Source organism: Microcoleus sp. N9_A2, from assembly GCF_036701775.1.
Taxonomy (GTDB): Bacteria; Cyanobacteriota; Cyanobacteriia; order Cyanobacteriales; family Microcoleaceae; genus Microcoleus.
In genome coordinates, this window is record NZ_JAUBRH010000003.1 from 155,441 (window position 1) to 170,046 (window position 14,606).

The window sequence follows — 14,606 nt, forward strand, 5'->3', positions numbered from 1 at the left end:
CTTGACAGTAAATAAATCACTGTCAGTTTTTTTACCTAGTTTTGTTGCGAAAAATATCTAATTTTTTTCGAGGCTGTCTCCAACAGACTTTTGATCCCCTCTATTTAAAGAGTATCACTTTTTGGGTAAATAGCAAGAGCTGTGGAGAAATTTTATTTGATTGCAAAAAGTAAAGAAATTGCAGTAAGGAGTTTTTGTAAGCTATCATAAAATAACTGGTAAAAATGTGAATATTGAAGATGGTTCCACCGCTTTTTTTGCGCTGAGCGCTCATTGGTGCGGGGATACCGCTCGAATTGTGTTGGTAGTGGAATCGAAGGGCAACAAAGAGTGGGTTTCGCTCGCGCGATCGACTGCCAAGGGCGATCGCCGAAAAAACACAACACCAAGCAGCTTTATTTCCTCAAGAAACCGAGCTTCTAAAAACCGTAAAACTTTTATTTCTGATTGGGTTAACCTACTTAGAACAAAAACACAGTCGCAGAGAGTGCACGGTAATTGTTCAACCAGAGATTTTTAAAATGTTTTCAGGAGTATTTTTTGGGATTAAATTATTTATATGCTATAATAGTTAGCTCGACTGCCTTATGACAAATAAGAAGGTATATGATATCACTTTTGAGCTCAACCGCAAAGCGAAACGGCTTTAAAGTTCTCCTGGTAGAAGACAATCAACCCGAAGCCGATTTGATTGAAGAATTATTATTAGAAACAAATGTCAACCGAGCCGATACCCAAAAGCTATCAGTAAGCTGTACAGACCGTCTCAGCAAAGCGCAGCAACTTTTGAGTTGCCAACATTTTGATGTGATTTTACTAGACCTTTCGCTGCCCGACAGTCAAGACTTAAGTACAATTGTCAAAATACAAGAATACAGCCTAAATACTCCGATCGTCGTACTAACGGGCCGCAACGATGAAGAACTCGCCGTGCAGTCAATCCAAGCAGGAGCTCAGGATTATCTAGTCAAGCGAAAAATCGACAGCGAAGTGTTAATTCGATCGCTCCGCTACGCAGTCGAGCGGCAGCACAACCAAGAAGCTTTGCGAAAAAGCGAAGAAAAATATCGCTCGGTAGTCGAGAATTCTCTCGTCGGAATTGCCATTCTTGCTCCTCCGATTTCCCTCTCAGCACCAGAAAAATGCCAGTGGTTGGAAGTGAACGATGCTTTGTGTGATTTGCTGGGATACGATCGCCAAGATTTTTTGCACAAAAATTGGGAACGGTGGGGTTTTCCTGAAGACTTGCAGGCTAGTTTAGAGCAGTTAAATAAAATTTTAGCAGGGGAGAGTGAAGGCTATGTTTTAGACCAAAGGTGGCGCAAAAAAAACGGAAAAATTGTTTATACGAGAGTTTCGCTGCGCTGTATTCGCGGCCGAGACGGATCGATCGACCGGATGATTAAAATAATTTTGGACGTGAGCGATCGCTACCGCTACGAAGATGAACTAAAAGCATCAAAAGAGTTTTTGAATCACACGATCGATGCTACTCCAGATCCAATTTTTGTCAAAGACGAGCAGCACAGATGGGTTGTATTAAACGACGCTTTTTGCGAGTTGATGGGCAAAGGGCGATCGGAACTGATTGGGAAGTCTGGATACGAGTTTTTACCCGCAGCACAAGCCGATTTTTTTGAGCAGCAAGACCGGGAAGTGTTTCAAAGAAGCCTGCCTCAAGAAACAGAAGAAACCTTTACTGATTCCGCAGGGAAAAAGCGGATTATCTCTACAAAAAAAACAGTTTTTAATAAAGCCGACGGTACTAATATGTTGGTCGGAACAATGCGAGATGTGACAGAGTACAAGCGCCAGCAAATAGCGCTGCAGGAAAGCGAAGCTAGATTTCAAAAAATGGCCGCCAACGTGCCGGGAATGATTTATCAATTTCGGCTATCTGTGGATGGAAAAACATTTTTCCCCTATGTTTCTTCCGGCAGTATCCAGCTCTACAATTTAAAGCCGGAAGAAATCGAAGAAAATGCCGATTTGGCTTTTGCAACAGTTCACCCAGACGACATCCCAGACTTGCAGCGATCGATCGCAAATTCAGCGGCAACCCAGCAAGCTTGGCAACACCAGTGGCGGCAAGTTGTGGGAGAACGAGTGAAATGGCTGCAAGGCGCGTCGAAACCGGAAAAACAAGCCAACGGCGATATAATTTGGGACGGTTTGGTGATGGATGTTACCGAATTAAAACACACTCAGCAAGATCGCGATCGATTTTTTAATCTCTCGCTGGATTTACTTTGCATTGCAGGTTTTGATGGGTATTTCAAACGCTTAAACCCGGCTTGGTCAAATGTATTAGGTTATAGCACTGATGAAATCTTAGCCAAACCTTTGATAGAATTCGTCCATCCAGAAGACCTAGAAATTACTGTAGCGGAATTAGAAAAACTTGAAAAAAGCCACCCAGTTATTAGCTTAGAAAACCGCTATCTTTGCCAAGATGGTACTTATAAATGGCTGTCGTGGACAGCATCGCCGTTTGCAGAAGAAGGTTTGATTTATGCAGTGGCTCGCGACGTTACATTTAGCAAGCAAGCTGAAGCTGAATTGCGTAAGAGCGAAGCCACCAACCGCGCTCTTTTAAATGCGATACCAGACATGATATTTCGCTGTCGGGCAGACGGCACTTTTGTAGACTTCAAACCTGCCAAAGATTTCGAGAATATCCTACCACAAAAAGCACTAATTGGCAAAAAAGCACAAGACATATTACCGCCTGCTTTTGCTGAAAAAATATTGTCTGGCAATCAACAAGCGATCGCCACTGGCGAGATTCAAGTTGTAGAATATCAAATGCCAGTTAATGATGAACTGTACGATTTTGAAGCGAGAATAGTTTTTTGCACCGATGACGAAATTATCGCGATCGTCCGCGACATCACTCAACGCAAACGCTCCGAGTCCGTACTCCAGAGGCAAGCAGCAGCAATGGCAGCGGCTTCCGAAGGTATTGCCATATTCAGTGCCGGCGGAGAGGTGATTTATTGCAACGCAGCTAGACTAAAAATCTACGGTTACGACTCTCTCGAAGAAATTTTAGGTAAAAGTTGGAAAATATTCTATCAAGGTGCAGAACTGCAAAGGTTCGAGCAAGAAGTCCTGCCGAGTTTAGTGCAGAAAGGTTCTTACAGCACCGAAGCAGTAGGATGCCGTCGCGACCGCTCGACAGTCCCTATAGATGTCTCCCTGACTATGCTGCCCGACGGGGAAATCATTTGCATTGTTCGCGATATTTCCCAAAGAAAACAAACCGAAGCAGCACTGCGAGATAGCCAGCGATTCATTCAACAAATTGCTGGGGCAAGTCCTAATATTTTGTATGTTTGCGATTTAATTGACAAAAACAATATCTATGGTAACGCTTCTATCTACAACATTCTGGGCTATACAGTAGAGGAGATTCAGGCAATGGGGCCGTGGATGATGTCAACTTTAATCCACCCCGAAGATTCAATCAAAATGCCTGATTATTTACAGCAAGTCGAAACAGGCAGCGAAGGGGATATCTTTGAAATTGAATACAGAATTAGGCACAAGGATGATTCTTGGCGCTGGATGGTCAGCCGAGATACTGTATTTGCCAAAACAGCAGACGGTAAGTTAAAACAAATTCTCGGCACGGCAACGGATATTACAGAAAGCAAGCAAGCAGAAGATGAAATAAAGCTGTTGCTGGCCGCAACTCAAGCAATTAGTCAGTCAGCGGATTTTCATAGCGCCCTCCCAGATATCCTGCGGTTGCTGTGCAATGCGATCGGCTGGAATTTTGCGGAAGCTTGGATACCGAGTGCTAACGGTACTTTTTTGGGACACAGCGAAACTTGGTACGCTAGCGATCGCGATTTAGATACGTTCGGCCGCGAAAGTAAAAAAATTAGATTCGCCGCCGGAGTGGCAGTACCTGGACGGATTTGGTCCACCAGAAAGGTAGAATGGATTGAGGATATTTCTCTAGCCCAAAATCATCTTTTTGCCCGATCGCAAATGGCGGCATCAGTCGGATTAAAAGCTTGTTTCGGAGTGCCAATTCACGCTAGCTCAAAGGTGCTGGCAGTTTTAGTATTCTGCAAGCGCGAGCGCTCGATTATGGAACCGCGTATTGTAGAGTTGGTTAAGGCTGTAGCGACTCAGTTGGGCGATCATATTCAGCGCAAACAAGCCGAAGAAGAATTGCGTAAAAGCGAAGAACGCTGGCAGTTAGTTCTCAAAGGCAATCAAGACGGAATTTGGGATCTGAATCTTCAAACAAATGAAGCTTTTCGATCTGCCCGCTGGCACGAAATTATCGGTTACGCAGATGGCGAAATAGCCAGCAACAACCGCGCATGGATCGATCGCATCCATCCAGACGATCGCTCACGGGTGCAAGCAGCAATCCAAGATTATCTCGATCGCCAAACCCCCAATTACGCCGCCGAATACCGCTTGCAGTGCAAAGACGGTAGCTATAAATGGGTGCTCGCCCGCGCTCAAGCAGTGTGGGACGAAGCCGGAAACCCTCTGCGGATGGTGGGTTCTATGACCGATATTAGCCATCGCAAAGCAGCAGAATTAGCTTTACTCCAGGTCACTCAAGCCGTCGAAAGTACCAGCGACGCGATCGTGATCGCTGACTTGAAAGGGCGGTCTATTTACCACAATCAATCCTTCATTCAGCGCTACGGCTACAGGGTGGAAGAACTCAACGATATCGGCGATATGGCCGCGCTTTACGTCCGGCATAAAAATTACAAACAAATCTATAAAAGCCTTCGCCAAGGTCGCTCTTGGTGTGGTGAAGTTGCGCTGCAAACTAAGAGCTGTGAAGCAGTTACTGCTCTGGTGCGAGCCGACAGTATTCAAGATATTAATGGGAATTACATCGGCTTAATTGGAGTAATTACCGACATTACAAAACGCAAAGAATCAGAATTAATTGTGCGCCAGAACTTAAAGCGCGAACAGTTGGCATTAGCCATGCTGAAACGCATTATATCTTCTCTCAATTTAGAAGAAATTCTTACCAAAACCGTCGAAGAAGTGCGGCATTTTTTGCAAGTAGACCGCACTGTTATTTACCAATTCAATCCGGATTGGAGCGGGTTTATCGCTGTCGAGTCGGTTGCCGAAAATTTCCTATCAATTGTAGGAATGGAAATTTATGACCCCTGTTTTGGGGAAGCCTACGTTACTCTTTACCAAGAGGGCAGAATTAGAGCCACAGAAGATGTTTACAATGCCGGCCTAGCCGAGTGCCACTTGGCTTTGTTGACTCAGCTCCAGGTAAGAGCGAATCTGGTAGTGCCGATTTTGCAAGGCGAAAACTTGTGGGGGCTGTTAATTGCCCACCACTGCACGGGCCCTCGTCCCTGGCAGCAATTGGAGGCAGAGTGCCTAAAACAATTGGGCGTGCAGTTGGCGATCGCCATTCAGCAATCGACGCTATTTGAACAAGCACAAACCGAAATTGCCGATCGCAAACTTGCAGAAGCCGCCCTGCAATTAGCTAAAGAAGCCGCCGAATCCGCCAACCGCGCTAAAAGCGACTTTCTCGCCAACATGAGCCACGAATTGCGGACGCCTTTGAACGGGATTTTGGGATACATTCAACTGCTCAAAGTCGATAAAAACTTTACCGCAGATCAGCAGAAAAGTCTTAACAACATTAACCAGTGCGGCAACCACCTGCTGATGCTGATTAATGATGTTTTAGACCTCTCAAAAATCGAAGCTAGTAAAATGGATCTGTCGCTGACAAACGTGCATTTTTCCAGTTTTGTTAAAAGTATTATTGATTTGTTCCAGATGCGATCGGCTCAAAAAGAAATTGCCTTTAATTACGATCAGGTTTCCGCGCTTCCAGACGGCATTTTGGCCGACGAAAAAAGGTTGCGTCAAGTTTTGATTAATTTGCTCAGCAATGCCGTTAAGTTTACGAACAGCGGCAGCGTTACATTCAAAGTCGGTTATGCAGAAAATTTCCCAGATAACTATCCTCAAACCAACTGCGAAAATTCTAATTTAACAGCGGAAATTGCCACTCAAACGATCAATATGACCGCGAATTTAGACGCGCAGCAAATGTCGAGCCAGCCGCTAGGAACAACAGAAGCGCGCGAGGTGACAACAGCAGAAAATAATGGCGATCGTTCTCCTACCCCTAAAATTCGCTTTCACATCGAAGATACTGGCATTGGCATCGGGCAGAATAAATTAGAAGAAATATTTTTGCCTTTTCATCAAGTGGGCGATCATAACAATTTCGTCGAAGGTACCGGACTGGGACTTTCAATCAGCCAAAAATTAGTCAAAATGATGGGCAGCCAAATTCGCGTCCAAAGTACCTCCGGCAAAGGCAGCATATTTTGGTTCGATTTGGACTTGCCCGCAGTCGCCCAGTGTTCAGAACTCCCCTCCACGCAAGAAAAATGCCGGCTTGTCGGTTTTAGCGGCCGCCAGCGGAAAGTGCTCATCGTCGATGATCACGAAGTAAATCGCGCCATGCTGCACAGGCTGCTTTCTCATTTGGGCTTTGAAATTGCACAAGCCACAGACGGCGAAGACTGCTTACACCAAGCACAGGAATTTCTACCGGATATAATTTTAATGGATTTGGTGATGCCCGTAATGGACGGTTGGGAAGCTACCAGGCGGCTGCGACAGTTGCCGGAATTAAAAGATGTGGTTATCCTTGCTTTGTCCGCTAACGTTTACGAGACTACCAGGCAAGAGAGCATACTTGCAGGTTGCGATAATTTTCTCACCAAACCAATTCAAACTAACGAGCTTTTAGAATTATTGCGCCTGCATTTGAGACTAGAATGGGTTTACGAAGAAGGAGCCCAAACCAAAAAGCGGAAAGCTCAAACTCCCACAGCATCACCTGAGATTGCTGCTGCTGACTCAACGATGGTGTCTCCTGCCTCAGAGTCAGTCTTAGCCTTGTTAAGATTGGCTGCAATGGGCGATATTGAAGCTATTCTGGAAGAAACTGCTAAACTAGAACATTCTGACCAGACATTAGTGCCTTTCGTTCATCACCTACGCCAACTTGCTAAAGGATTTCAGCTCAAGCAAATTCGAGATTTTTTGAAGCAACATTTGTCCTAAAATTGACGGTAGCTAACAGACCACTCAACATCAGTTAAATCTCGCGCCCAGAGTACCATTCTCAATCAGGGGCTCCCTTGCTCGGGCGAAGGGACAACTTAATTTGCTTGTGGGGCCGGCACTCGCAGCCCGCTCCTAAAATGGTTATTGCAAATAGAAGCATCTACGAAGCAACCGGGTTTCTAGAGTCGCATAAAATCCCTTGAATCCGATTTAAACTCACAACCGACTCAAAAATCAAAAATTTAAATTTTTCCCTTGAATATGAACGATCAGAATTCCGAAAGAAGCATCATACTAATTGTCGATGACAACCAAACAAATCTTGACGTACTTTTCGAGTTGTTAAGGAATTACGGATTTAAAGTATTAGTGGCTCTAGACGGCGAAAGTGCGATCGAGCAAATTGACTACATCCATCCAGACTTGATTCTTTTGGATATCATGATGCCAGGAATTGACGGTTTTGAAACTTGCCGACGTTTGAAAGCAGACCCGTCAACGCAAGATATTCCCATCATATTCATGAGCGCCCTTTCCGATACGCCTGATAAAGTAAAAGGCTTTCAGACAGGAGCCGTTGACTACATCACTAAGCCTTTCCAGCACGAAGAAGTTTTGAGCCGCATTCAAACCCACTTGACAATCTGCAGCTTGCAAAAAAAACTCGAAGAAAAAAACCTCGAACTTGCCCACCTCAACCAAAACCTGGAAAGACTTGTTGAACAAAAAACCAAGCAATTAATAAACCAGGAAAAAACAGCCATCATCGGACGTTTGACTCAAGGAATGGTTCACAACCTCAAAAGTCCGCTGCAAGTGATCCAGACTAGCGTCGATTTGATTGAAACAAAAGCCACACAAATTCAAGAAGACTCTCTGTTTAATTATACTAAGTATATTTTTCAAGCTGTCACAAAAATCAATCAGATCATGGATACTCTGATGATGAAAAGCCGAAACGAGCAAAAGCAAGATTTGCACCCGGTGAATATCAACGATTTAGTGCAGCGAGAAATTCAGCTATTGGAAGGCAACCTGTATTTTAAAAATAAGATTAGAAAAAAATACTTTTATGACGAAGAAATTGCCAGCATTCCATTAATTTATTCCTATATATCTCAAGTATTTTATAATTTAATCAATAATGCAATGGATGCTATGTGGGAAAAGAAAAGCAGAGAAATAACTATCGTGACTCGGCAAGACGACTCGAACATATACATGGATATTGCAGATACGGGATGCGGCATATCCTCTGAAGATTTGCCAAAACTTTTTGACCCTTTTTACACCTCCAAGCCACCTAAAGGCGAGGAAAAAACCGAAGGGGAACCGACAGGAACTGGTCTAGGACTTTATACTTGTATTGAACTTTTAAAACCTTTTAACGGTGAGATTGCTATTAGCAGCAATGTCGGTCAAGGCAGCGTGTTTACAGTTGTGCTGCCCAAATCGCAGAAAAATTGAGCGACTCAAATGAGTTAAATTGTGTCCGATTAGACAACCTTAATTAAGTTGGTAATTAGGTTTGTAGCAAGCAATGCAAGTCTTGGTTCCTCGATCAAGAGAGGAATTGCATTCCTTGCTACAAATAGGCGCTAATTTCGGGTCATTAACCGAACACAATCTCAGAGCGTATTTTGTAAATCAACGGTAATTCTCGTAGCTTAGTAGTAATACCATTTTAAAAAAAAATAATTTAACTTTAGGCAAGCTTTAAATGGCTATTTAAAATCTAAAGTTTCAAAGGCTATCAGCAATGCAAATCTTGATTAATCCGCGCTCTTTTGACTTGCCTCTTGCTATTCCCCTGCCAAAGGTTGTAAATTAAAACAGAGTTAAGTTGCAATATTGGTAAGAGTATAATAGTTTGGGGCCACTAGGTTTGGGGCGAGGCGGCAAACTTGCAGCGAACAACTCAATTCTACAAATAAATCTGCGGGGTCTGCAAGCACACAGCGCACTCTCAAGCGTGCGGTTCAAGTTCCCCAATCATGAGCTAGGTAGCGGCATCCGCTGCTGAGATTTTATAATTACTAAAAAATAGCAAAAGGATAGCAGTTAAAAAAAAGCCACTGTACGCAAGAACCAAACTGCGATAGTCATCAGTCATTCCAAATCTCAAATCAAAAATATAAAATATAAAATGGTATGACATCTGTTTTTGAGTCAACTTTAACGCCTGCTTGTTTGAAAATTCTTTTAGTAGAAGATTGTGCAGAAGATGCAGAACTCCTTCAAGAACTGCTCTCGGAGCCCCAAGTAGGACAATCAATTGATCTGACCAATGTAGTTCGCCTCCGGGAAGCGATAGAAATTTTAAGCGACCAAATTTTTGATGTAATTTTATTAGATCTTTCACTTCCTGATAGCCAAAAATTTAATACTTTTTTCAGACTTCAAAATTGCGCTATAAATATTCCTATCGTCATTCTGACAGCCGCAGATGACGAAGAACTGGCTGTCGAGTTAATTGCCGCCGGGGCCCAAGATTATCTGGTGAAAAGACAGGTAGACAGCAGGCTGCTGGTACGGACGCTCAGGTGCGCGATCGCCCGCCAGAAACGGCAAGCAGAATGGCAAAAAAGTCAAGAAAAATACCAGCAGGTTGTTGGCAATATCAAAGAAGTCGTTTTTGAAACAAATACTGCTGGCAATTGGACTTTTCTCAATCCGGCTTGGACGGAAATTACCGGATTTACCGTTGATGAAAGCTTAGGAACTTCCTGTTTTAGTTACATTCATTCTGAGGATCAATACCAATATTTAAATTCGTTTAGAGGTCGGAGACCAAATCAAGAAATATCCTGTTGTTACCAAAGTCGATATGTTACCAAAAATGGAGAAATTCGGTGGGTGGAAGTGCAAGAATTTTTGATTCTGGGCGGGAACGGCGAGGCACAGGGGACGACAGGAACTATCAATGATATTACAGATAAAATTTTAGCCCTTTCCGAACTAGAAGCTAGTAAAAGATTTTTGAATTATACAATCGATGCAGTTGCAGACCCACTTTTTGTCAAGGATAAACAGCACCGTTGGATACTGTTAAATGATGCTTTTTGCAAGCTGATTGGGAAGCAGCGCGAGGAATTGCTGGGCAAATCGGATTACGACTTTTTCCCAAAACAAGAAGCTGAGATTTTTTGGCATACTGACCAACAAGTGTTTAGGACGGGGAAAGAAAACGAGAGTGAGGAAATATTTACGGACGCCCACGGTACAAAGCACATTCTGTCTACTAAAAAAACTGTCTTTGAAAATACCGATGGCAGTAAAATTCTCGTCGGGATAATTCGAGATATCACTGAGGATAGGCGGAAACAATTAGCGCAGCAAGAAAGCGAAGCTAGACTGCGGCAACTTGCTGCCAATTTACCGGGAATAATTTATCAATTTCGTCTCTCAACTGACGGGGAAAAAAGTTTTCCTTATATTTCTTCTGGCAGCCGTGATTTATATGAATTGGAACCAGAAAATATTCAGCAGAATCCCCAACTCATTTTTAGCTTGATTCATCCAGATGACTGTCAAAAATTTGAAGAATCTATTGCTGTTTCGGCGGCAAATATGCAGCCATGGCAGCAGGAATGGCGCACTATAGTACCGTCGGGAAAACTAAAGTGGATGCAAGGGGGTTCGTCGAGACCGGAACGAGTTGATTGTCCCACAGAAATAGGGCAGGAAGGGGATATAGTTTGGGAAGGGATGGTGCTGGATATTACTGATTTAAAACAGGCCGAAGCAGCTTTGCGGGAGAGTGAAGCCAGATTTCGATCGCTCGTTGAGAATATTCCCGGTGCTATCTGCCGCAGCTTATATGATGCTGAGTGGACGATGGTATTTATTAGCGATGAAATTGAGGTAATTAGTGGGTATCCTGCTGGGGATTTTATTCGCAACAACGGCTTAAGTTTTGCGAGCATTGTCCACGAGGCAGACAAGGAAATGGTCGATCGACAAATCAGCGCAGCAGTAGAGTCGAAACAGCCGTACAATCTAGAATACCGGATTGTTCGCGATGACGGGGCGGTGCGGTGGATGTCGGAAAGAGGTAGGCCAACTTACAATCTAGAAGGGCTGGTTTTGTGGCTCGACAGAGCGATTTTTGACATTACCGATCGCAAACAAGCCGAACTGACTCTGTGCCTGGTAACTCAAGCTGTAGACAGCGCTAGTGATGCGATCGCGATCGCAGATTTGGATGGTTATTCAGTTTATCACAATCAAGCATTTATTCAGCGCTACGGCTATACAGTTGAGGAGCTAAATAATGCCGGTGGCCCAGCAGTAATGTACCCCAAATCTCAAGAATTGAAAAAGTTATTTAGGGTGCTGCGGAAAGGTTTTTCCTGGGAGACTGAAATTGAAATCAAGACTAAAAATGGCGATATTATAGAAACTTTCTTGCGAGCTAACTGCATTAAAGATAGCGCTAGTCAACCGATAGGAATGATAGCCATAATTGCCGATCTCACAGAAATAAAACGCACCGAATCGGCATTAAAACTCAGTCAAGAGCGCTTGCAGTTGGCGGTTTCAGGCAGCTCTTTGGGGCTGTGGGATTGGAATATAGCTACTGGCGAAACTTATTTCGATTTTCATTGGAAATCAATGCTCGGTTATGCAGAAACAGAAATTGAAAATAACTTCCCAAGTTGGGAAAGTTTGCTGCATCCCGAAGACCGAGGGAAGGTAATGGAAGCTTTAAACTCCTATTTGGAAGGTGGCACTGATATCTATGAAGTTGAATTTCGGATGCTCAACAAAGCGGGAAATTGGCAGTGGATTATGGCGATGGGTAAGGTAGTCGAGTACGACGAATGGGGCGGGCCGTTGCGGATGACAGGCACTCACAAAAATATCAGTGCCCGCGTTGCAGCAGAAGCAGAAAAAACGCAGTTGATCGCATCTCTGCAACAACTTACTGACCAGTTGCAAGAAGCGCAAAAAATTGCCCGCATCGGCAATTGGGAATTTGATCTGCAGGCAGGAATTATTAGTTGGTCGGAAGAACTGTTTCGAGTTTACGGTAGAGAATTGAATCGGCCACCGACAATGGAAGAACTTTTAGAGCAAATTCATCCCGATGACAAAGAAAGGTTTGCACAAGTTGTGCAAAAGGCAGTGACTGAAGGGACAGCTTACGACATCGACCACCGCATCTATTTTCCATCACGAGAAATCAAGCACGTTAACGGTAAAGGACAAGCTGTTAAAAATGAGTTGGGTCAGGTGGTGCGGCTGTTTGGCACGGCAATGGACATTACCCATCGCAAAAAAGCAGAAATTGCTTTGCAAGAAAGTGAACAGCGATTTCGAGCTGTATTTGAACAAGCGGCGATCGGCATTGTGAAAGTGTGGCCAGACGGTCAATTTTTGAATGCCAATCAAGGGTTTTGCAATATTGTCGGATACTCAGAATTGGAGCTGAAATCACGAAATGTTGGGGATATTTCTCACCCCGAAGATGTAGCAGCCGATGTCGAGTCGCGCGACAGACTGTTAGCTGGGGAAATTTTTAATTATTCCCTTGAAAAACGCTTTATTCGCAAAGATGGTTCATTTGTTTGGACTAATATGACTATATCTTTAGTGCGGGATGGGTTTGGGGAGCCTAGCTATGTAATTGGTGTGATTGAAGATATTAGCGCTCGCAAACTTGCCGAGGCTATCTTGCGCCAGCAATTAAAGCGAGAACGCCTGGTGGTAGGAATGCTGGAACGCATTCGCTCTTCTCTCAATTTAGAAGAAATTTTGACAAAAACTGTTGCTGAAGTACGGCAATTTTTACAAACAGACAGGACAGTTATTTATCAGTTTAATCCTGATTGGAGCGGTTTTGTAAATGTCGAGTCGGTGGGCAAAAATTGGCTGGCTATTCAGGGAATAACTATTAACGATTCCTGCTTTAAAGACAGCTATGCTTCTGCTTACGAACATGGTCGTGCTGTAGCTGTCGATGATATTTACCAAGCTGATCTTTCCGAGTGCTACATTAATTTATTAAGTCAATTTCAGGTGCGAGCTAATTTGGTAGTGCCAGTTTTGCAAGGCGAGAAGTTGTGGGGGCTATTGATTGCTCACGAGTGCGCGGGTTCCCGCCACTGGCTGGAAATTGAGGTCGAGTGTCTCAAACAAATTAGCGTGCAGTTGGCGATCGCGATCCAGCAATCGACACTGTTTGAGCAAGCACAAACTGAAATTGCCGATCGCAAACAAGCCGAGTCAGCTTTGCAGGAATCGGAAGCGCGAGAACGTTCAAAAGCGCTAGAGTTAGAAGCAGCTATTAACAAACTCCGAACGACTCAAGCTCAGCTCGTTCAAAATGAAAAAATGGTGAGTTTGGGTCAGTTAGTTGCTGGTGTTGCTCACGAAATTAATAACCCTGTTAGCTTTATTCACTGCAATCTCAATCCGGCTCGCAATTACACTTTAGATTTGCTGGAATTGATTAAATTTTACCAGCATTACTGTCCTAATCCTCCAGCCCAAGTCTTGGATAAAATTAATGAAATAGACTTGGATTATATTGCTGAGGATTTCCCGAGATTGTTTAATTCGATGCAAGTAGGAACCGAGCGAATTGTCGAGATTGTGAAATCGTTGCGTAATTTTTCCCGATTGGACGAGTCTGCTGGGAAGTCGGTTAACATTCACGAGGGAATTGATAGCACTTTGATGATTTTGCAAAATCGGTTAAAATCTCACAGCAGTCATGGAGAAATTCAGATAGTGAAAGATTACCAACTATTGCCACAAATTGAATGTTTTCCAGGCGAGTTGAATCAGGTATTTATGAATATTTTAATTAATGCGATCGATACTTTGGAAGAACGGGACAAGCAGCGTTCGATCGAGGAGTGCGATCGACATCCCAGCACGATCGCTATTCGCAGTTATCAGGCTGCTGCAGGCTTCGTAGCAGTATCGATTGCGGACAACGGGGGAGGGATACCGGAGTCGGTGCGATCGAGGCTGTTTGACCCGTTTTTCACGACTAAACCTGTGGGCAAGGGCACGGGTTTGGGATTGTCGATTTCTCACTCGATTATCGTCGATCGCCACGGCGGCAGATTGAGCTGTATTTCAACACCGGGAGAGGGAGCGGAGTTTTTGATTGAAATTCCAGTGCGACCGAATTTAGCTGGTACGATCTCAAATATGGGGCAATAAATTAGCAATTTGTAATTGGAAATTGGGAAGCGGAAATGGGTTAATATCTCACATCTTGCACCATTCTCAAGAACAGGCAAGATACCTGTTCCACAAAGAGTGAATTTTCTTATGGAACAGGCAGGATGCCTGTTCCTAAACAAGTAATTGAGAATGGTGCAACATCTCAGTAATATCAAATACCGTAACATCGGAATTATACCCTGCCAGCGAGCATTATCCTTGCTCCTGGTCACTCGATCGCATCCCGCTGGCAGTGCACTCAGAAAATTATTATTCTGATACTCAGGTCAACAATATGAGTTATGAGTTGTGAGTGGTGAGTG

At 43.8% G+C, this 14,606-nt stretch carries 3 protein-coding genes; all 3 read left to right on the forward strand.

What is annotated here, in order from left to right; genetic code table 11:
* Window positions 1–606: 606 nt before the first annotated feature.
* The 3 genes from QUA44_RS03010 to QUA44_RS03020 all read left to right on the forward strand — a co-directional run bounded on the left by QUA44_RS03010 (window position 607) and on the right by QUA44_RS03020 (window position 14,280).
* Window positions 607–7,101, forward strand: a complete 6,495-nt coding sequence (locus tag QUA44_RS03010; RefSeq protein ID WP_333248161.1) for a PAS domain S-box protein — start codon at window positions 607–609, stop codon at window positions 7,099–7,101.
* 264 nt (window positions 7,102–7,365) lie between these two features.
* Window positions 7,366–8,571, forward strand: coding sequence for a hybrid sensor histidine kinase/response regulator (locus QUA44_RS03015; RefSeq protein ID WP_333248163.1), 1,206 nt, complete (start codon window positions 7,366–7,368; stop codon window positions 8,569–8,571).
* A 684-nt stretch (window positions 8,572–9,255) separates the two neighbouring features.
* Entirely contained in the window at window positions 9,256–14,280 is a 5,025-nt protein-coding gene (locus QUA44_RS03020; RefSeq protein ID WP_333248164.1) for a PAS domain S-box protein, read from the forward strand.
* The last annotated feature ends 326 nt before the right edge of the window (window positions 14,281–14,606 follow it).